The organism is Leptothoe sp. ISB3NOV94-8A, assembly GCF_043421595.1.
In the GTDB taxonomy this organism is placed as follows: domain Bacteria; phylum Cyanobacteriota; class Cyanobacteriia; order Phormidesmidales; family Phormidesmidaceae; genus Leptothoe; species Leptothoe turfae.
In genome coordinates this window covers 3,655,253-3,674,078 of the sequence record NZ_JAXSQW010000001.1, presented here as the reverse complement: position 1 = coordinate 3,674,078, position 18,826 = coordinate 3,655,253, and the positions used below count along the sequence as shown (strand labels likewise).

General features: G+C 48.2%; 21 protein-coding genes. 10 read left to right on the top strand and 11 right to left on the bottom strand.

Annotated features, from left to right (window positions below):
• Nucleotides 1-39 precede the first annotated feature (39 nt).
• The gene (locus SPB21_RS15545; RefSeq protein WP_163702719.1) at nucleotides 40-510 is read left to right on the top strand and encodes a GNAT family N-acetyltransferase; all 471 of its coding nucleotides are present in this window, start codon (nucleotides 40-42) and stop codon (nucleotides 508-510) included.
• An 8-nt stretch (nucleotides 511-518) separates the two neighbouring features.
• On the opposite strand, the gene SPB21_RS15540 is transcribed toward SPB21_RS15545, so the two are convergent.
• The 3 genes from SPB21_RS15540 to psbX form a co-directional block, all read right to left on the bottom strand.
• Nucleotides 519-665, bottom strand: a complete 147-nt coding sequence (locus tag SPB21_RS15540; RefSeq protein WP_348918222.1) for a hypothetical protein — start codon at nucleotides 663-665, stop codon at nucleotides 519-521.
• Nucleotides 666-809: 144 nt separating this feature from the next.
• On the bottom strand, nucleotides 810-1,727 hold the full coding sequence (locus SPB21_RS15535; protein WP_499867079.1) for a Ycf66 family protein: 918 nt from the start codon (nucleotides 1,725-1,727) through the stop codon (nucleotides 810-812).
• A 281-nt stretch (nucleotides 1,728-2,008) separates the two neighbouring features.
• Nucleotides 2,009-2,125, bottom strand: a complete 117-nt coding sequence (psbX, locus tag SPB21_RS15530; protein ID WP_036020238.1) for a photosystem II reaction center X protein — start codon at nucleotides 2,123-2,125, stop codon at nucleotides 2,009-2,011.
• 248 nt (nucleotides 2,126-2,373) lie between these two features.
• On the opposite strand from psbX, the gene SPB21_RS15525 reads away from it, so the two are divergent.
• The 4 genes from SPB21_RS15525 (at nucleotide 2,374) to SPB21_RS15510 (ending at nucleotide 5,346) form a co-directional block, all read left to right on the top strand.
• Nucleotides 2,374-2,655 (top strand): YggT family protein, encoded by a 282-nt coding sequence (locus SPB21_RS15525; RefSeq protein ID WP_499867077.1) that lies wholly within the window; start codon nucleotides 2,374-2,376, stop codon nucleotides 2,653-2,655.
• A gap of 80 nt (nucleotides 2,656-2,735) precedes the next feature.
• Nucleotides 2,736-4,625, top strand: coding sequence for an excinuclease ABC subunit UvrC (gene uvrC, locus SPB21_RS15520; protein ID WP_499867076.1), 1,890 nt, complete (start codon nucleotides 2,736-2,738; stop codon nucleotides 4,623-4,625).
• A 24-nt stretch (nucleotides 4,626-4,649) separates the two neighbouring features.
• Nucleotides 4,650-4,943 (top strand): hypothetical protein, encoded by a 294-nt coding sequence (locus SPB21_RS15515; RefSeq protein ID WP_163667711.1) that lies wholly within the window; start codon nucleotides 4,650-4,652, stop codon nucleotides 4,941-4,943.
• A 157-nt stretch (nucleotides 4,944-5,100) separates the two neighbouring features.
• The gene (locus SPB21_RS15510) at nucleotides 5,101-5,346 is read left to right on the top strand and encodes a hypothetical protein (protein WP_499867075.1); all 246 of its coding nucleotides are present in this window, start codon (nucleotides 5,101-5,103) and stop codon (nucleotides 5,344-5,346) included.
• Here the strand turns inward: SPB21_RS15510 and SPB21_RS15505 are convergent.
• Together SPB21_RS15505 and arfB are read right to left on the bottom strand one after the other, a co-directional pair.
• Complete coding sequence (locus SPB21_RS15505) at nucleotides 5,296-5,655, bottom strand: esterase/lipase family protein (protein ID WP_499867074.1); 360 nt, start codon at nucleotides 5,653-5,655, stop codon at nucleotides 5,296-5,298. The two genes, SPB21_RS15510 and SPB21_RS15505, sit on opposite strands and share 51 nt — an antisense overlap.
• 8 nt (nucleotides 5,656-5,663) lie before the next feature.
• Nucleotides 5,664-6,083: an alternative ribosome rescue aminoacyl-tRNA hydrolase ArfB gene (arfB, locus tag SPB21_RS15500; RefSeq protein WP_163667717.1), complete on the bottom strand. Its 420-nt coding sequence runs from the start codon at nucleotides 6,081-6,083 to the stop codon at nucleotides 5,664-5,666.
• Nucleotides 6,084-6,228: 145 nt separating this feature from the next.
• Between arfB and SPB21_RS15495 the strand changes: the two genes are divergently transcribed.
• The 4 genes from SPB21_RS15495 to SPB21_RS15480 all read left to right on the top strand — a co-directional run bounded on the left by SPB21_RS15495 (nucleotide 6,229) and on the right by SPB21_RS15480 (nucleotide 10,393).
• Nucleotides 6,229-7,044 (top strand): ABC transporter permease, encoded by an 816-nt coding sequence (locus SPB21_RS15495; protein WP_163667720.1) that lies wholly within the window; start codon nucleotides 6,229-6,231, stop codon nucleotides 7,042-7,044.
• Between the two features lie 451 nt (nucleotides 7,045-7,495).
• Entirely contained in the window at nucleotides 7,496-8,215 is a 720-nt protein-coding gene (locus tag SPB21_RS15490; protein ID WP_163667737.1) for a sigma-70 family RNA polymerase sigma factor, read from the top strand.
• 48 nt (nucleotides 8,216-8,263) lie between these two features.
• The gene (locus SPB21_RS15485; RefSeq protein WP_250565698.1) at nucleotides 8,264-9,067 is read left to right on the top strand and encodes an ABC transporter permease; all 804 of its coding nucleotides are present in this window, start codon (nucleotides 8,264-8,266) and stop codon (nucleotides 9,065-9,067) included.
• A gap of 63 nt (nucleotides 9,068-9,130) precedes the next feature.
• Entirely contained in the window at nucleotides 9,131-10,393 is a 1,263-nt protein-coding gene (locus SPB21_RS15480) for an ABC transporter substrate-binding protein (protein ID WP_163667741.1), read from the top strand.
• Here SPB21_RS15480 and SPB21_RS15475 read toward each other — a convergent pair.
• The 6 genes from SPB21_RS15475 to pdhA form a co-directional block, all read right to left on the bottom strand.
• Nucleotides 10,327-10,911: a GNAT family N-acetyltransferase gene (locus SPB21_RS15475; protein WP_163667744.1), complete on the bottom strand. Its 585-nt coding sequence runs from the start codon at nucleotides 10,909-10,911 to the stop codon at nucleotides 10,327-10,329. The two genes, SPB21_RS15480 and SPB21_RS15475, sit on opposite strands and share 67 nt — an antisense overlap.
• Before the next feature lie 126 nt (nucleotides 10,912-11,037).
• The gene (locus SPB21_RS15470; RefSeq protein WP_163667748.1) at nucleotides 11,038-11,448 is read right to left on the bottom strand and encodes a hypothetical protein; all 411 of its coding nucleotides are present in this window, start codon (nucleotides 11,446-11,448) and stop codon (nucleotides 11,038-11,040) included.
• A gap of 55 nt (nucleotides 11,449-11,503) precedes the next feature.
• The gene (secF, locus tag SPB21_RS15465; RefSeq protein WP_163667751.1) at nucleotides 11,504-12,454 is read right to left on the bottom strand and encodes a protein translocase subunit SecF; all 951 of its coding nucleotides are present in this window, start codon (nucleotides 12,452-12,454) and stop codon (nucleotides 11,504-11,506) included.
• Complete coding sequence (secD, locus tag SPB21_RS15460; RefSeq protein WP_163667754.1) at nucleotides 12,451-13,890, bottom strand: protein translocase subunit SecD; 1,440 nt, start codon at nucleotides 13,888-13,890, stop codon at nucleotides 12,451-12,453. Before secD ends, secF begins: the two co-directional genes overlap by 4 nt.
• Nucleotides 13,891-14,060: 170 nt before the next feature.
• The gene (locus tag SPB21_RS15455) at nucleotides 14,061-15,044 is read right to left on the bottom strand and encodes an alpha-ketoacid dehydrogenase subunit beta (protein WP_006515268.1); all 984 of its coding nucleotides are present in this window, start codon (nucleotides 15,042-15,044) and stop codon (nucleotides 14,061-14,063) included.
• Between the two features lie 54 nt (nucleotides 15,045-15,098).
• A complete protein-coding gene (gene pdhA / locus SPB21_RS15450; protein ID WP_006515269.1) occupies nucleotides 15,099-16,127 on the bottom strand; it encodes a pyruvate dehydrogenase (acetyl-transferring) E1 component subunit alpha in 1,029 nt (342 codons plus the stop codon).
• 581 nt (nucleotides 16,128-16,708) lie between these two features.
• On the opposite strand from pdhA, the gene SPB21_RS15445 reads away from it, so the two are divergent.
• A complete protein-coding gene (locus SPB21_RS15445; protein WP_163667757.1) occupies nucleotides 16,709-18,772 on the top strand; it encodes an IMS domain-containing protein in 2,064 nt (687 codons plus the stop codon).
• The last annotated feature ends 54 nt before the right edge of the window (nucleotides 18,773-18,826 follow it).

The following is an 18,826-nucleotide window of genomic DNA, read 5'->3' as shown; positions in this document are numbered from 1 at the left end:
CAGACTGGGTAGGTAATGTTCTTTTTTAGCTTCATACCTATGGATTTTCGGTCTGTTCAGTTTTGCTATACCGAAACGCTAGCAACAAAAGATCTAGAGCAACTTAGAAATCTCTTTAATCACTCTGCTTTTTGGGCTGCGGGGCGACGATTTGAGGATTTAGCTAAAGCCATTAGCTATAGTTGCCCTGTGGTGGTCGCCTGGCATGATGATCGGCTAATTGGCTTTGCTCGGGCCACATCTGATGGTGTCTATCGTGCCACTATTTGGGATGTGGTCATCCATGATGACTATCAAGGCGCTGGCTTGGGGCGTAAATTGGTGGAAACAGTTTTAAGTCATCCCCATATGAGCAGCGTAGAACGGGTTTACCTGATGACAACCAACCAAAAACAATTTTACGAACGTGTCGGGTTTATAAAAAATGAGACCACCACAATGGTGCTAGTGAATCAGCCCATTGATGGCAGTCTGTTGCGACAGGCTGAAGCGGCTGTCCAAAGATCTTAGCCTTGCGCTTACCCTTCTTCAGCTTCGATTTTTTCGCGGCTATCGTCCCAATAGGCGCTGTAGGTCCATTCTTCTTTGGAACCCTTGTCCAAAATTTTCCATCGATAGATGGCTTTATCTGGATTGACGCCTACCTCAATTAACTTAGCGCCCATATAATATTCCGTCTGCTTTTTGGTGCGTGCTTTGAGAAATTCAGACTGACTTTTAGAAATGATCTTGGTTATATGGGCCTGTGTAGGTTTCTTTCTTACCATTTGTGGAGTTGATCTGCTTTCTAAGAAAAGGATGCAAAAACGTTAGTATTTGGCTGGGGGCTGCGGCGGTGGCGCATCGGGGCGCGGTTCAGAGGCACCATCGTTAGGGGCGGCGGGGCGAAAATCAGTATAGCTTCCTTCGTTGGCGTCTGTAGGGCGAGGACGAACATTAAGGGGAGGACGCTCAGCAGGGGGGGGGGCTGATTCCCGAGGCGGCTGTGGCAAACCACCTAAGCTGTGGCCAGCGCCATTACCTGCAGGCACCGGTGTATCCATGGGAGGGCGCTGTGGTGACTGTGGTGGGCGTTGGGTTGGTCGCTGTGGCCGACTGCCTGGACCTGAAGGGCCCCCGTTGCCATCATAGCGAGGGTTGTTGTAAAAACTGTTTGAACGATTCCCTGGACCACTATCGGGTCGACCCCGATCGTTCGAGTAGTTATCAAACTCTTCTCCCTGTCTTGGCTGCCCTGGCTGTAAGCGTGCTGGTGGTCGACGGTCTTGATATGGGGCTGGGGGCTGGGGCTCTAAAGGGCGTGGCTCGTAGCGATCGCCATAGCTATCATCCCGATAGCGATCGCTGGGGATACGAGGTTGTCTGGATCCTGGTGTATCCCAGTCGTCCAATTCTGCACGATAAACCCGACGGGGACGTTCCTCATAGCGCCGTGGTGGTGGACCTTCACGCTCCCCTGACCTGACGCGGTTAGACTCTCGTTTGCTGATATCGTTGATAATCAAGGTAGTCAGCATCCCCACTAGCATTACCTGCTGAAAAGAAGCCAGCAGCTCCATATTTAAATGGGCTAGTAGGAAGACGCCAGACAGCAAAAGTAGGATTGAGTAAACCTTGTCAGAGCTGCGTTCATAGCCCGGCTTAAATTTGTCTAGAAAGAAAAGCCCAACCGCACCAAGAATGAGTATTAATCCAACCAGCAGCGGGACAGGAGTACCAAAATTCACAATTGCTTCCTCGTATTATGGTGGCCCTCTAACAGGCGTTTTGCCTGACATGACTATTCCATAGCCACCAATTCTATCCTAGCGGGCAGCTTTGGATTTGTCTTTTGATAAATCAGCTCAGAATGTGTCAATGGTCAAACTGCAGTCATAAAAAAGAGCACAGCATCGGCTGTACTCTCGGTTCGTTTACACAAGACATTGACCAGGAAATTATCGCTGCTCTTACCTATACTTAAAGACTTAAAGTACTTATGTTTACTTCAAGCCAAATGCAATAAGGTTTAGCGTCTGATTTTGTCGCGCTGACTGATAAAGACAAGAGCAACAGTTACTGGGATCACTACAATTGCAGCTCCAGCAACCAGGCTCAGTAAGAAATTAGTCAGTGAAGGTGTCATGGCTTTACTCTTTAGTTCCGCAAACGTTTGTAATGCTTGCTTAATATAGTATCGAGCAACGTTAACCTTGAGAAGCCTTTTCATTGGGGCAAAAAACAGGGTTAATGTGCTTGAAAACGCTAAATGCTTTTTACATCAAGGCTTTTTAGTTTTTTTACTAAAAAGATTGCGAATGTGCAGGCCATAGCCATCGAGCTAAGCTTTACAATCCTTAAAGTGAATCACTCATTTAACGAGGAACATTGACGATGTCAGGTATCACAATTGGCAATTGGATCATTGGACCGCTGCTAGCGGTGATGACCTTACTGTTTATTTTCCGCATCGTTCTTACTTGGTACCCCGAGGCAGAATCCACCAAGTTTCCCTTCAATTTGGTGTACTGGCCGACTGAGCCGTTTTTGATTCCTGTACGTAAAATAGTCCCTCCGTTTGGTGGAGTAGATATTTCTCCCATCATTTGGGTGGCCTTTATCAGCCTATTGCGCGAAATATTAGTGGGTCAGCAAGGATTACTAAAGATGTTCTAGCTAACCTAGTTAGGACAAATGTATGCAGAATAGAAAGGCAATAGCCCCTGTCTACTAGAACGGATTTGGAGAGACCCTTAGTGCCTTCCGCTGCTGCTGCAACGACGCTACTAAAAGACCCTGAACGCTTAGCAAATCGTCTCAAGGAAATTCCCCAGGAACCGGGCGTTTATTTCATGCGAGATGGGGATGATCAAATCCTTTATATAGGTAAGTCCAAAAGCCTGCGCAATCGAGTACGTTCCTATTTTAGGAATGGACAACAGCACCACGCGCCGCGCATCAGTGTCATGGTGACCCAGGTGGTGGATATCGAATTTATTGTTACGGATACTGAGGCCGAGGCGCTGGTGTTAGAGGCTAACTTAATTAAGCAGCATCAGCCTTATTTTAATGTGTTGCTTAAGGATGACAAAAAATATCCGTATCTCTGCATTACTTGGTCAGAAGATTACCCGCGCATCTTTATTACTCGTAAGCGTCGAAAAACCACCAAGAAAGATCGCTACTACGGTCCTTATGTAGATACGGGTTTGCTGCGCCGGACGCTGCATATTTCTAAAAAAATATTTCCGCTGCGGCAGCGACGTCAGCCTTTATTTAAAGATCGACCTTGCTTGAATTATGACATTGGCCAATGTCCTGGGGTATGCCAACAGCTGATTACGCCGGGAGATTATCACAAGATTGTCCAAAAGGTGGCAATGGTTTTTCAGGGGCGGGTGCAGGAATTGGAGTCAATCTTGGCAGCCCAAATGGAAAAGGCGGCTGAAAAGCTTAACTTTGAGCATGCGGCACGACTGCGGGATCAGATTCGTGGATTGCAAACGTTGAGTGCCCACCAAAAGGTGGCGTTGCCGGATGACACAATTTCGCGGGATGCGATCGCACTCTCCGGTGACGATCAGCACACCTGTATTCAGCTATTCCAAATTCGAGCAGGACGCCTTGTGGGACGTTTAGGCTTTGTGGCCGAGACCGAGTCAGGCACACCGGGGCAAATTCTGCAGCGGGTGCTTGAAGCGCATTATCCCACCGTAGATGCGGTGGAAATTCCCAGCGAAATCATGGTGCAGCACCCGTTGCCGGATGCCGATATGCTGGCGGAGTTTCTTACCCAGCAAAAGGGACGTAAAGTTACCATCGAAGTGCCCCAGCGGCAATCCAAGGCAGCGTTGGTGGAAATGGTGGAGCGCAATGCCCAGTATGAGCTAGCGCGCACCCAGCGGTTTGCCGATCGCAATAACCAGGCAATGCAGGATTTGGCGGAAATTGTCGATCTACCGGGCCAACCCAAGCGCATAGAAGGCTATGACATTTCCCACATTCAAGGCTCAGATGCCGTGGCTTCCCAGGTGGTATTTGTGGATGGTCTGCCTGCGAAACAACACTATCGTCACTACAAGATTAAAAATCCCAAGGTTACCAGCGGTCATTCCGATGACTTCGCCAGTATGGCTGAAGTGATCCGTCGTCGCTTTCGCAAATATGCAGAAGATCCGTCTAAGGAACGGATTGGCAATCCAGACTGGCCCGACCTCGTGATGATTGACGGTGGTAAAGGGCAGCTCTCAGCCGTGGTCGAAGTGCTAAAAGATCTCAACTTGCTCAGTGAGTTAAATGTGGTGAGTCTGGCGAAAAAACGCGAGGAGATCTTTTTGCCAGGGGAATCCATGCCATTGCCCACTGAAGCAGAACAGCCGGGAGTGCAGTTATTGCGACGGTTACGGGATGAAGCCCACCGATTTGCCGTCAGCTTCCACCGTAAAAAACGCACAGATCGCATGCGTCGTTCTCGTCTCAGTGAGATTCCTGGTCTGGGCCACCATCGACAAAAGATGCTGCTAGCTGAGTTTAGATCCATCGACTATATTCGTGAGGCCAACGTAGAACGGCTGACAGCGGTATCGGGGGTGGGACCTAAGTTAGCTCAGCAGATCTATGATTACTTTCATCCAGAATCGTCTTAGGAAATTAACCTCTCAATCAGCAAAATGAATGACGATTGGCCATTCGATCAAGCTAAAAATGTGGCTGCCATTACGACTCGACAGGTTTTGGATGAGCATCATTCCATCTTGAGGGTTGTGCATTATTCAGATGATCATTCCTGGGCCTTTACCTGTGGTACGACAGATGACCCCAAGGATGGAAAAGTTGTGGGTATGGGCTGTATTGTGGACATTGATCCCACACTGAAAGAAATTGCTGATTTACCACCTGGTTGGGGAGCTTGGCGCGAAACAGTAGGTGGTAGTTGGACTCGCTATAGTAGTCTGGAGCTTTAATTTTTATGATTAAGTAGCTTATGGCTCGCTGGTTTCATACAACAGGCCCTTGTGTTCAGACTAAGCACTATATGCTTTCGGTCACAAACCGTTGGTCATTTCCTAGTCTTTAACGTTTAATTGACCAGGAAAGCTATTTCGTTGGGTTAAGACCATTATGGAATTGATGTTGGCGGGATTATCACTTTCCGTTACTGCCAATGATGATCGGCAATATTTAGTGGATCTAGGATTGCTTAAGCGTCCCCAGGGCGGAGGTCTGGTGGTGGCTAACCCGATTTATCGGGAAGTGTTACTGCGATGTTCGCAAGCATTACCCATCGAAGAGAGATTGGTAGTAGAGACGGTTGTCTCAAAACGACAGGGAGTCATCCGTCAGCACACGATAGGGCAACAGCTTTGAAAAGACTTTTGCCGCTTTGCAAGCGATCATCGGCGGTGCCAGAAAGAAACAGACTTTAGGCTGCTGTTTCAGTAAGGGCAAGGCATTGCGAATGATCACAGCTCCTAGGGAATGACCGATCAAGCCATAGTTTTTGGTATGCAATCGATGAATTAAAGCCATGAGGCGATTCGTTACCCGATTTAGAGATTCAAAGGTGGCTGAATACCCAAATAGATGAGCGCGATAGCCCAACTGTTTTAATCGATGTTGCAATATCACCATGGAAAGGGGTGTCCTACCCATGCCATGGATCAAGATTAAATCCATTGAAGTCATTAATCGTCATAGCTAACGCGACCACGTGATGCTTTGCGCTGGCTACGTTTGGTTTTGTTATCAAGACGCCTTTGCTTGGCCGCTTTACTAGGCTTGGTGGGTTTACGCTTTTTCTTAACCACCATGGCTGCTCTAATCAGCTGCTGTAGTCGTTCTAAGGCGTCAGTCTTATTACGGAGCTGAGTGCGGTAAGCCTGAGACTTAATATGAATTACTCCACCTTTGGTTATGCGACTATCGTTTAAGGTCAGCAGTCTAGTTTTATAGTGCTCAGGCAGCGATGAGGCCAATATATTAAAGCGGAGGTGTATGGCTGTGGCAACCTTATTAACGTTTTGACCGCCCGCACCTTGCGATCGCACCGCCTGTAGTTCAATTTCACTATCTGGAATGGTTACCTGGTTAGAAATCCTCAGCATTGCCCGTTTACTCCCATAGCCCCACCTTCAGCATAACCAACTAAACTCTAAAGAAGTTTTGAAGGCTGAATTTTGAAGTTTGAATAGGGCGTAAAGTTCGTAACTCAAACGCCAATCCTGCTCAATTAATAGCCTAGTAACCCTTATGGCTTCAGTTGTGATGTCTCTGCTTAAGTATCCTCAACGTCTAGTGCAAGTAATCCCGACGCTACTTGCCGTTTACTACGCTTACATGCTTGAGTATCGTGCTGAACTCATGTTTTGGGTGCTTTCGGGGTCATTTCCGTTAATCCTTATGGGGTTGTGGCAAGAAGCCGCTCGCAGCGGACAGTTTGAACTGAATCCCGATGATGTGGTGCGCTATTTTTTAGCGGTTTTTGTTGTGCGACAGCTGACCGTTGTTTGGGTTATTTGGGATTTTGAGCGTGAGGTTTTAGAAGGTAAGCTATCGCCGCTATTGCTACAGCCACTAGATCCGGGCTGGCGTCACTTTTCATCTCATCTAGCCGAACGCCTGGCCAGGCTACCATTTATTGCCGCTTTAGTAGCGCTGTTTTTAGTCTTATACCCTGTCGCTCGTCAAAGGCCTACCCATATTGTTTGGGGGTTAGTGGCGATTAGTTTGGCCTTTTGTCTGCGCTTTTTAATGCAATATACCTATGCCATGATGGCATTTTGGGTTGAGCGCGCAACGGCAATTGAACAATTCTCGTTTTTGCTTTACACCTTTTTCTCAGGCATGGTGGCACCGCTTACCCTATTCCCTGAGACCGTTCGCGCAATTGTCATGTGGACTCCATTTCCCTATTTAATTTATGTGCCCGCCAGTTTGATGGTTGGTTTACCTATTCAAATTGGTAAGAGTATTTTAATTACCCTGGCATGGTGTCTAATTTTTTGGTGCTTCAATCGTTTGCTATGGCGGCAGGGTTTAAAGCGCTATTCAGGCATGGGGGCTTAAGTAGCTGTTTTAAACACAGCACATACAGTACTTAAGTATGTGTAGAAAACATAAACTTAGAGATGGTTATGCAAAGTTAATATGTAGCCTGTTCGTCTTAACTTTAAAGCATGTCTAATCGTCTTTATATCCCCCATATTTTCACTGATTAAGTTGAACTTTTTTATTAGACAAAAGCTTTTATTGCCTATCTCTTAACTAACACTTTACGGACTACCTGAGGACCACCGACTAAAGTGGTAATGAGAGTTTTCTTAGGAACAACGCTCGGTTAGATGGCTGATGTTTGATGTTGGTAGCTTTCATTACACTGGTTGATGGGCTCAGTGATCGTCACGAAAGTCTTTGTTATTCCAGAGTCAGAACACTGCCATTATTTCTAACTAAATTTAGGTGTAAGACCTAGCCAATTCAGCCCCCGTATTAAACAACTTCCTGAATTGTTTTTATTATGACTACTATCCAACTTGACGCACGCGCTTTATCCACTGGAGTTCTTGATTCTGTTACTAAAATCTCTCCTTTTCAAGCTATTCAACCCGACAGTCAAAAACTGATTGCTGAGCACCTTAATCAGTTAGATCTAACCGAGTTAATTACTGTTTGTCAGCGTAACCGTTATCCAGAGCAGGCACCGTTTTCGGAGCTAATGCGTCGCTACAAATCCCATGTAGATCGTCAGCTTTATCATCTTGCTCCAGATTGGTCCGACCGAGCTGATCTAGCTCAAGAGGTTTGGATTCGTGTCTATCGCAACCTAAATCGTCTGCAGGCACCTGTAAAGTTCAAGGGTTGGATGAGTCGTATTACCACTAATTTGTTTTATGACGAGCTACGTAAGCGTAAGCGTCACGCAGGCACGTTATCTCTAGACGCCCCTAGGCATTTGGATGATGGTCAGGTTGATTGGGAGATTGCCTCAGAAGACCCTAGTCCCGTGGATACGATGATGACCCATGAGTTTTATGAGCGTTTACAAGCAGCTATAGCTGAATTACCTGAAGTATTCCGCACTACTATTGTTTTGAGAGAGATTCAAGGTCTGCCCTACGAAGAGATTGCTGAAATTACCGGCGTTTCCTTGGGTACTGTGAAGTCTCGTATCGCTCGGGCTCGCTATCGTCTACAAGGTGAGCTGAAGCGCTACATCGATGGTCAACATACTGCCTAGTTAGAAATCTTGTCGATTCTTCCAAGGCCTGTTGCTACGATGGAGCTGATGACTTGGGAGTTAATGACAGTGCGGCGCTATTTAAGGGTATTGCGGCTGTTTTGGGAAGTTGCGATCGCAGCTGAACTTGAATACCGCCTGAATTTTATAATTGCCACCCTCAGTAGCCTAACGGCCTTGGGTGGCAGTTTATTTGGTTTGTTTTTATTCTATCGCACGGGCTACGAGTTTCAAGGATGGCAATGGCAAGAAGCGCTAGTGGTATTGGGTGTTTTTACCATGCTACAGGGGTTTGCCGCTACATTTTTGAGCCCTAATCTGAGTCGAATTGTTAGGCATGTACAGGACGGCACCTTAGATTTTGTCCTGCTTAAGCCCATTAGCTCTCAGTTTTGGCTGTCGACACGCACGATTTCACCTTGGGGATTTCCAGATCTGGTGCTAGGGGCTGTCATGATCCTATACGCAGGCAACCAACTGGGATTGGGTATGGGGAATTACTTGGCCGCCATGGTCCCCCTGGCTTTAGGCTTTATGAGTTTATACAGTCTGTGGTTTATGTTAGGAGCCACGAGTATCTGGTTTGTCAAAATTTATAACGTAACAGAAGTACTACGGGGCTTTTTAGAAGCTGGCCGGTTTCCGATAGTGGCTTATCCCGCTGCGTTTCGTATATTTTTCACCTTTGTGATTCCGGTCGCTTTTTTAACTACAGTGCCTGCCCAAGTGTTTCTTAATCGCATTGAAGTTACCTGGTTAGCGGGCTCTGGACTGCTCGCCTTAGGGTTATTTCAAGTATCCCGTTTATTTTGGCGATTTGCATTACGTTTTTACACCAGTGCATCCAGCTAGGGGGATTGCAGGCAATGCCCCTACAATGCGTAAACTAGCCAAGGTCACCAGGCATCGGATGTCATGAAATTTACCCCCCGTTCTCTCCACATTGTTAGTGTGTTGTCATTGTTGTTAACCGCCTGTAATGGCAACTCCCAGAACAACAGCAGCGATACATTAGTCATCTTAGGATCCTTAACTGGCGTAGGTCAGGAGATTGTTGAAGAGGCCTTTGCCCCCTTTACTGCCGAGACTGGAATTGAGGTGGTTTATGAAGGTACAGATGCCTTCTCCACTGTGTTACCCATTCGGGTGGCGGGAGGAGATGTGCCAGATTTAGCAATTTTTCCACAGCCTGGGCTCATGAGAGATCTGGCAAGAGAAGGAGCCCTGACTCCCTTAAATGATATTGTTGAGCTGCCCGCATTAACCGCTGCCTTTGGCCCCGACTGGGTCGATTTAGGCACCGTGGATGAACAAGTTTATGGATTGTGGATGCGGTCCGATCCAAAAAGTTTAGTTTGGTACAACCCTGATGCCTTTGAAGCGGCTGGCTATAACATCCCTCAAAGTTGGGATGAACTGATCGGTCTTACTGAGAGAATTGCAGCTGATGGTAAAACACCCTGGTGTTTTGGCCTGGAGAGTGGAGAGGCCACCGGATGGGTGGGTACTGACTGGGTAGAAGATATTTTGTTGCGAACGGCAGGCACTGAGGTATATGACCAGTGGGTCGCCCATGAGATTCCCTTTAACTCTCCCCCGGTTAAAGAGGCCTTCCAAATGTTTGGAGACATTGTGCGTAACGATCGCTATGTGCGTGGTGGCGTTGTTGGTGCCATCAGTACTCCCTTTGGAGATGCGCCAGCCCCCATGTTTGATCAACCTCCAGGCTGTTATCTGCATCGTCAAGCTAGCTTTATTACCGATTTTTTGCCCGATACCGTTGAGCCAGGGAAAGACACTCGGGTCTTTTTATTGCCGGGGGATGGGCCGCAATCACCTCTGTTAACGGGCGGTTTGGTAATTGCGATCACCAATAATTCCCCAGCGGCCCAAGCGGCCATTAACTATCTAACAACGGTGACTCCCCACGAAAGTTGGGCTGCCCGTGGCTATATTAGTCCCCACCAAGAGGTGGACTTGGCTATCTACCCCAATGATGGAGTGCGCCAAATGGCAGCCGTATTGACCCAAGCCGAAACCATTCGCTTTGATGGTTCTGACTTGATGCCAGCGGCGGTAGGCACCGGTACGTTTTGGGCTGAAATGGTCAACTACATCAGCGGCACAGACGTTGATACGGTGCTATCGGCCATTGATGCGAGTTGGCCAGAAGAATAGTTTGTAGATGCCAAACGATAAAGCTGCAAGGTGCGATCGTAATAGTCATCGGTAAACCCTAAGGCTTCCATTCCGAGCCGAGTCATGACCCGCTGAGACCGAATATTGTCTGGGGTAGTAACTGCATAAATAGTGGGTAGCTGTTTTGTGTGAAACCCATACTGAAGAAGGGTACTGGCTGCTTCAGTAGCATAACCATAGCCCCAACTTGCAGGACGAAAATGCCAGCCAATTTCAATTTTGCCACTGTCAGTTTTGTCGTTCTTAGGTAAAGGAATCAGCAGAATGCTGCCGATGGCTCGATCAATGGCTTTTTCAACAACGGCCCAAATTCCTAGGCCGTCAACACAGCGTTCACAATAGCGCTGTAGTCGTTCTTGGGTCATCTGAATAGAACTGTCAGACTGACCCTGTAGCCAACGTGTCACCCTGGGATCGCCGTAAATATCAAATGCTTGCTGAGCGTCGTAAATCGGACGCCAATCGCGAATTGTTAATCGATCAGTTGTCAGTCGCATAAAGTAGAGCCAATGATTATAGACTCGATATTTTAGCGATGGTGTCACAAAATCAATGGATGATTTTGTAATTATTGAAGATTTCGCCGTAGGACCCTTCCATGGAAGAACCCTACGACGAAATCTTTATGGTCGACTGACCAACGACCACAATGGATGGGAGGGTCCCTGTCGACGAATTTTAGCTAATTGGCTCTCTAAACGTTGGCGCTCGATAGGAGAAATACCTAAGACTAAATGACGAATTTCACGGACTAGTAGAGTGCTAGCCAAACCGACGCACAAAAAGAACCCCACAGCTCCTAAGAAGTTATACTTCAATCCGTAGTAGACAGAGGTCCAGGTGAAATAATCCAACAGTAAGCTGATTTCTGAACGCAGCTGCCATAGAGTTAACGGCCCAATTGTTAGCCATATACCCACCGTCAACCGCCACCAGGTCGTTAAAGAATGCTGTCTCAGAGCTTCAATGGCCCGTTCGGTGGCGACTGTGGTGTAATTGCTGTCGATGTTTTTAGAACCGTTGGAAGAAGTCACCTCTCTGATTAATCAATCTCCTTTGCGACGTATTTAAGATAGACGGCTTATAAAGTTACTCCGTGGCTGATGTCGCCATATCTGTATTAGAGCTAGAGCTAGATCGCCACAAAGCCAGCAGCGTACTAGCAATAAAGATACTCGAATAGGCTCCGGCTAAAAAGCCAACAATCAGTGCTAAGGCAAAGAACTTAAGGGTATCTCCCCCAAAAATCACGATGGCTAATAGGGGAAGCGCCGTTGTCATGGTGGTGTTGATGGAGCGCCCTAATGTTTGATTAACAGCATCATTCACCGTTTGATCAATATCCTGATCGGGCATCAGTTTGAAATTTTCACGGATGCGATCGTAGATGACTACGGTGTCGTTGACGGAAAAGCCAACAATTGTCAGTAGTGCCACAATAAATAAACTGTCTGCCTCGTACCCAATGGTGAGCCCCAGAATTGAAAAAATACCTAGGGTGATGACTACGTCGTGCAGCAGGGCTAGGAGTGCTAGCAATGCATAGTCAAATTTAAACCGAAGACTTAAATAAACAGTGATCCCAACAAAAGCAACCAATAGAGAGAGCAGACCAGCCACTAAAAGTTGTTCACCAATGGTTGGGCCAACGACATCGATTTTTGAAGCTGTTGGATCAATCTCACCGAGATAGCCTTCTAAGGCTGAGCGCAGTTCTGTTTGTTCGTCTACGTCTAAGTTGCGGGTACGAATGGATAGGGCTTGGCCAGAATCGCCCACTAGCTGTAGGCTGCTGCCTTCCAACCCTTGCTCATCTAAAATAGTGCGAATTTCGACGATATCAATAGGATCGGTGCAGCTTACCCCATCGCTGCAGTTGCGTTCTAGCTGTAGTCGTGTCCCACCAATAAAGTCTAGTCCTGGTTTAACAGGGCCATTAAACTGTGACCATGACAGGGCCATGGCCGCAAGGCTGACGACGACCAAGACACCAGAAACGAGCCACCAGATACCGCGTTGTTTAACGACGTTCAATTTCATGATTGGGACGGTTGCGAAGTAGAGGGCAGATCGGTGGCTAGGCTCGGGGCAAAATAGCCCACCTTGCGAAATTGAGGAAAGCTAATCACAAAGAAAAGAAGATTTCGGGTGCAGGTGAAGGCTGTAAACAGACTCACTGCCACACCGACTGCCAGGGTAAGGGCAAAGCCTTTAACTAAACCAGCACCAAACCAGAACAAGGCAGCACAGGCAATGATGGTGGTGACATTGCTGTCGAGAATGCTGGAGAATGCTCTATAAAATCCTGACTCTACGGAACGGTAGAGGGTTTTACCGGCTCGCAATTCTTCGCGGGTGCGCTCGAAGATAAGGACGTTCGCGTCTACTGCCATACCGATACTGAGAATGAAACCGGCAATACCTGGCAGGGTCATGGTCACACCCAAAATGTTGTAGGCCGCCCAGGTGAGCAGGGCATAAACTACCAAGGCAACGTCCGCCAAGAGTCCGGGTAGACGATAATAAACGGCCATAAAGACCAGCACTAAGATCAGGCCTGCAAGGCCTGCGTATAGGCTACGTTGAATGCTATCGCGACCCAACGTAGCGCCGACCGTGCGATTTTCGACCACTTCTACGGGCACGGGCAAAGCACCGCCCCGTAATTGAATTTCTAAATCCCTGGCTGCTTCGGCATTGAAACTACCTGAGATAGTGGCACTATTGCCGGAAATACCTGTGGCAGCATACTGTACATCAACTGTGGGGGCACTAATTAGTCGATTATCCAGGAAAATGCCCAAAACTCGACCTGTGCCTGCGATATTACGGGTCATTTCGGTGAAAAGAGTACCGCCTTCGTTGTTGAAGTAAATGGAGACTTGCCATGATTGACCGGTGCCTAGGGGACTGGCTAAAGCATCTGTGAGTTTGTCCCCAGTCAAATCAGTATCTTCGAACAGTTCCAACAATGTTTCACGGCTGGTTTGCAGGTTCGCTGTAACCCGGTCAAGTTCAGCCAGCTGCTCATCGGTGATGTTCTCATTACCAACAGCTAGGATAGTTGCCTGCTCAAGTTCTTGCTGGTTGACAATATCTGAGATCGCCCTCAGTTGGCCTTCAGTCCCTGGTCTTTGGGAGCGAAACTCTAACTGGGCTGTACCCCCTAATACACGCTGAGCTTGGGCTGGGTCGCTGACACCTGGCAGCTGAATCAGCAGCTGATCTTGCCCAGAGCTTTGGACGATGGCTTCTGACACACCGAGGCCATTAACTCGGTTTTCGATGACCCGTTGGACGGCTTCTAACTCTCGTTCAGAGATTTGAGTGACCTGTTCATTGGTTAGTACTTGGAGGGTGAGTTGGGAACCACCTCGCAGGTCTAAGCCTAGCTGGGTGGGCAGTTGCACAATGGTAAACACTGCTGCGATCGCAAGTCCAACAATGACCACCAACATCGAGCGTTGTTTACCCATGGCCCTTCTCCGTATTATCCATACACCGGTCCTTGTACGTGTGACTAGCTATCCAACCAAACATCCTATTATAGGTTGCCGTTATTGGTTCCATTAATCCCTTGGTAGAAATAAAAAAGCACAGAAGATAAGGCTATCCTCTGTGCTCATGATGCCTATTTAGTAATGACCTACACCCGTGCAGTCATCATTTTTTCCACAGCCTCAACAATTTGTTTGGGCTGCACAATGGTCAGACTTTCCAAACGACCATTGTAGGGAGTTGGAATATCTTGGGAAGACAGACGCATCACCGGTGCATCTAGTTCATCAAAGAACCGATCGTTGATCGATGCAATAATTTCGGCGGCAATTCCCCCAGTGCGCATACACTCTTCGACAATGATCACCTTGTGGGTTTTGCGAATTGATGCCCCAATGGTGTCGTAGTCGATGGGCTTTAGGGAAATCAGGTCGATGACCTCTGGGTCAAATCCCTGGGCTTCAATGCCTTTGACTGCCTGCAGTACATGGTGACGCATACGAGAATAGGTGAGGATAGTGACATCCTTACCGGGGCGAACCATTTCAGCCTTATCCAATGGCACCAAGTACTCATCGCTAGGCAAGTCTTCCTTCAGATTGTAAAGCAGCACATGCTCAAAGAAGAGAACAGGGTTTTTATCGCGGATAGCTGACTTAAGCAGACCTTTAGCGTTGTAAGCCGTAGAGCAGGCCACAATTTTCAGACCGGGCACCGCTTGGAAGTAAGCCTCCAGACGCTGGGAGTGCTCTGCGCCTAACTGACGACCCACACCACCCGGTCCACGAATCACCATGGGGATATGGTAGTTACCACCAGAGGTGTAGGGCAGCATGCCTGCGTTATTGGCGATTTGGTTAAAAGCCAACAGTAAAAAGCCCATGTTCATGCCTTCGACAATGGGCTTTAGGCCGGTCATGGCGGCACCTACGGCCATACCGGTAAAGCTGTTTTCCGCAATGGGGGTGTCTAGCACCCGCAGGGGGCCATATTTTTCGTACAGCCCTTTGGTGACCTTATAAGAACCGCCATAGTGGCCCACATCTTCACCGATAACAAAGACGGTTTCATCCCTGCCCATTTCTTCGTCCACGGCTTCCCGCAGGGCGTTAAATAAAAGTGTTTCTGCCATTTAGATACCCTATTGATTTGCTAACTGCGATTAATTCAGGAGGCGGATTTCACATTACTCTTCCGCAAAGATGTAGCGATGAAGCTCAGCGGGAGAGGGCTCAGGGCTTTCTTCGGCAAACTTGACGGCGTCTTCGACGTGGGCTTCGATCCGCTTTTTAATCGCCTTAAGCTCAGCTTCGTCAGCTAGGTTTTGTTCAATCAAATACGCTTCCATGCGGACGAGGGGATCGCGGGCCTGCCATTCGTCTTTCTCGGCCTGCGATCGCAATTCATCAGGATCCGCCAGTGAGTGACCCCGGAAACGATAGGTCAAACACTCGATTAAGGTGGGACCTTCACCCGCACGGGCGCGGGCAATGGCCGCCTGGGCGACCTCGCGTACTGCTAGCACATCCATACCATCAACCTCATAGCCAGGCATACCAAACACGCTGGCCTTGCGATAAATCTCGGTTTGAGAAGACGCCCGCTCGTGGGCCATCCCAATCGCCCACTTATTGTTCTCAACTACGAATAGAATGGGTAGATTCCATAGAGCCGCCATATTCAGGCACTCGAAAAACTGACCATTGTTCGTTGTACCATCACCAAAGAAGGCGGCAGTCACCTGGTCAGCAGAGGCATCGCCCAGGGCATCACGGCGATATCGCGACTGAAATGCCGCGCCCAGGGCTACAGGGATGCCTTCACCGATAAAGGCAAAGCCCCCCAGCAGGTTGTGCTCTTTGGAAAACATATGCATGGAGCCACCCCGACCCTTGCTGCAACCAGTCTCTTTACCAAAGAGTTCGGCCATTACAGCATTGGCGGGTACTCCGGCACTTAGGGCATGAACATGGTCACGATAGGTGCTGCACACATAGTCATCAGGGCGCATCGATTTGATGACTCCGGTGGAGACAGCTTCTTGACCGTTATAAAGGTGTACAAATCCGAACATCTTGCCCCGATAGTACATTTCGGCGCATTTATCTTCGAAATAGCGGCCCAGGACCATATCTTCGTATATCCTCAGGCCCTCCTGCTTATCGAGCTTTGCCGAAGTTGCTTGAAATGTTGGTAATGTCCTTTCCTGAACCATTGGCTTGCCAATCGCCTCGCCGCAATACAAATTATGATTATTCCAAAAAAGTGATCAATTCATGATCACCGCGCGCTTACGCGGATATTTGTTGGCCCGATTAAGTTAAAATCGACCGAACATAATTTTAGACGACAATCTCGCTTTCCCGGTGACCGATGTTTTTAATCTGCTTGAATATCCACTTAAATTGAGTGGTCGTACCTGGCAGATCAATCCTTAGTATTTGCTTGGTATTGTAGATCTGAGGACTTTATTTTGAAGTTTCTTTCTGCCCTAGAACCAGCAAAGCAGGTAGATTTATGGGGACTGCTACATAGGAAAATGCCCACTAAAAACAGTGGCTTTATAACCTTAATTTCCTCAGCCAATTGTCTGAAAAGTTTGATTCATTGCTGTAGGCTTTCAAATATCAGCATTTCATCGCTATTATGTATGCGGTTTTAAGTAGGCAACTGTTTTACCCGGCTCAGGTAGTTTCTATCCATCCATATTATAGGGATGTTCATTAGTGCCTGTACTAGAGTTCTGCAAAGCCTCACACACAAGCTGAAGTTAACTTGAGTGCTAAGGAAGTCACTGTGCAAATTCCGCTAGATTATTACCGAATTCTGGGGCTGCCCATGCAAGCGACAGCGGAACAACTGGAGCAGGCTCATCGTGATCGTACTTTACAGTTACCTCGTCGGGAATATTCGGAGTTTGCAATTCAATCCCGTAAACAGCTGATTGATGCCGCCTATGTTGCTCTAAAAGACTCAGGCACCCGTCAGGTTTACGATGCTCAACTTTTGGCGGCAGGTGCTGAGCCCGCTTTAATTGAAATTTATGAGCAGCAGCTTATCGGAGCGTTGCTGGTGCTGTTGGAACTGGGTGAATATGAGCTGGTTATTCGCTTGGGACGACCTTACTTAACTAGCGGAGCTAGTGCCCTAGAAGGGGGGGATGAGCATGCCCTTGCCGATGTTGTCTTGACCATTGGTCTGGCTTGTCTGGAACTAGGGCGAGAGCAGTGGCAACAGCACCAATACGAAAATGCAGCAGAGTCTTTGGAAACGGGTCAGGAACTCATGCTTCGGGAAAACCTATTTCCCGAGATGCAGGCAGAAATTCATGCAGATCTCGATAGACTTAAGCCCTATCGGATCCTAGAGCTGGTGGCGCGTCCCCTGGCCGATAAAGCGGCCAGACAACAAGGTGTCGCTTTATTGAAGTCCATGTTAGAAGCGCGAGGGGGCATTGATGGTGCCAATGATGATGCCTCGGGGTTAAGCGTTGAGGACTTTTTGCGATTTGTGCAGCAGTTGCGGAGTTACCTGACATCGGCAGAGCAACAGGATATTTTTGAGGGTGAAGCTCAGCGACCGTCATCCGTTGGTGTTTATCTATCGGTGTATGCACTTTTGGCGAGGGGCTTTGCTAAGCATCAGCCTAAGCTTGTGCGTCAAGCTAAACAGCGGTTGTCCTTGCTAACAGAGCGCCAGGATGTCTATCTAGAACAGGCTGTGTGTGCAGTGCTGCTAGGGCAAACCGAAGAGGCCACCTACGCCCTGGAGCGCAGCCATGAGAATGAACCCATAGCGTTTATTAGGGAGCATTCTGCAGGCGCGCCGGATTTGTTGCCTGGGCTGTGTTTGTACACTGAACGCTGGTTACAACAGGACGTGTTTCCCTTCTTTCGGGATTTGGATCAAAGCAATGTCACCCTCAAAGACTACTTTGCCAATGCGCAGGTGCAAGCTTACTTAGAATCCATGCCCCCTGAGGATGCAGTGCCGCAGCCTCCCATTGGCCGCTTTGGCACATCAGATTATGGTGGGTCAGGCTATAGTCGTGTGCCTACAGATTATGAGCGTCCATCGTTTGGATCGGCACCCTCTGTTGGTGTCGGTACAGCGGCCACGGTCGGCCTCGGTGCTGCTGGTGCCGCCGCTACTGCTGGCTCGCGTCCGACAGCCTACACAGCGGAGGAGGTTTCTAATCTATCTCCTGATGGCCAACTCGATGATGAATTAACTGCCAGTGTTGGGTTTGACGAGCCGGTTGTGAAAACTCGACGGCGTTCATCTCCTAAATGGGGGCGCTTAGCACTGGTGTTACTTTTGGCTCTGGGTGGCCTGATTGTGCTGGGATTCATGATGTCTCAGCTATTGAGCTTGTTTGGCGGACTGTTTGGTGGGCCTAAGATCAAGGGCGATCCTTTAGATATTGATGTGACGCGTCCTGCTATTGAGCTGCCGACTGCAGATATTCAACCGACGGCCACCGGTGATGTACAGGTCATTGCTGAAGAGACCATTGAAAAGTGGTATGAGATAAAATCTGAGGCCATGGGTCCCCAGTGGAATGTTGATGCCCTGGCCGATATTTTGTTGGAACCAACGCTTGCCCAGTGGGTTGCTAAGGTAGAGAGCAATCAACGGGAAGGTGTCCATCTAGAATATGAGCAATCTATCCAAAATCTGACTGCTGAAGAGCTTGGCGATGACCAGATTCAAGTGACGGCTGACGTCAGTGAAACGGGGAATGCTTATCAATTTGGTGAGTATAACGGTGCATTTTCCTATGAAGATCAGCTGACGGTGGAGTATAGCCTCAGAAAAGAAGACGATAAATGGATGATTGAGTCCTTTGCGGTGCAGTAGGGATTGCATATGGGGTGTTGGGCGCTTTATAGCGATGTTCTGTGGAACGTCTCT

Excerpts from the sequence above, each read along its gene's own strand:
- SPB21_RS15545 (WP_163702719.1), top strand. The coding sequence starts at position 40 with ATGGATTTTCGGTCTGTTCAGTTTTGCTATACCGAAACGCTAGCAACA.
- SPB21_RS15540 (WP_348918222.1), bottom strand. The coding sequence starts at position 665 with ATGGGCGCTAAGTTAATTGAGGTAGGCGTCAATCCAGATAAAGCCATC.
- psbX (WP_036020238.1), bottom strand. The coding sequence starts at position 2,125 with ATGACACCTTCACTGACTAATTTCTTACTGAGCCTGGTTGCTGGAGCT.
- SPB21_RS15525 (WP_499867077.1), top strand. The coding sequence starts at position 2,374 with ATGTCAGGTATCACAATTGGCAATTGGATCATTGGACCGCTGCTAGCG.
- SPB21_RS15515 (WP_163667711.1), top strand. The coding sequence starts at position 4,650 with ATGAATGACGATTGGCCATTCGATCAAGCTAAAAATGTGGCTGCCATT.
- SPB21_RS15510 (WP_499867075.1), top strand. The coding sequence starts at position 5,101 with ATGGAATTGATGTTGGCGGGATTATCACTTTCCGTTACTGCCAATGAT.
- SPB21_RS15505 (WP_499867074.1), bottom strand. The coding sequence starts at position 5,655 with ATGGATTTAATCTTGATCCATGGCATGGGTAGGACACCCCTTTCCATG.
- arfB (WP_163667717.1), bottom strand. The coding sequence starts at position 6,083 with ATGCTGAGGATTTCTAACCAGGTAACCATTCCAGATAGTGAAATTGAA.
- SPB21_RS15495 (WP_163667720.1), top strand. The coding sequence starts at position 6,229 with ATGGCTTCAGTTGTGATGTCTCTGCTTAAGTATCCTCAACGTCTAGTG.
- SPB21_RS15490 (WP_163667737.1), top strand. The coding sequence starts at position 7,496 with ATGACTACTATCCAACTTGACGCACGCGCTTTATCCACTGGAGTTCTT.
- SPB21_RS15485 (WP_250565698.1), top strand. The coding sequence starts at position 8,264 with ATGACTTGGGAGTTAATGACAGTGCGGCGCTATTTAAGGGTATTGCGG.
- SPB21_RS15480 (WP_163667741.1), top strand. The coding sequence starts at position 9,131 with ATGAAATTTACCCCCCGTTCTCTCCACATTGTTAGTGTGTTGTCATTG.
- SPB21_RS15475 (WP_163667744.1), bottom strand. The coding sequence starts at position 10,911 with ATGCGACTGACAACTGATCGATTAACAATTCGCGATTGGCGTCCGATT.
- secF (WP_163667751.1), bottom strand. The coding sequence starts at position 12,454 with ATGAAATTGAACGTCGTTAAACAACGCGGTATCTGGTGGCTCGTTTCT.
- secD (WP_163667754.1), bottom strand. The coding sequence starts at position 13,890 with ATGGGTAAACAACGCTCGATGTTGGTGGTCATTGTTGGACTTGCGATC.
- SPB21_RS15455 (WP_006515268.1), bottom strand. The coding sequence starts at position 15,044 with ATGGCAGAAACACTTTTATTTAACGCCCTGCGGGAAGCCGTGGACGAA.
- pdhA (WP_006515269.1), bottom strand. The coding sequence starts at position 16,127 with ATGGTTCAGGAAAGGACATTACCAACATTTCAAGCAACTTCGGCAAAG.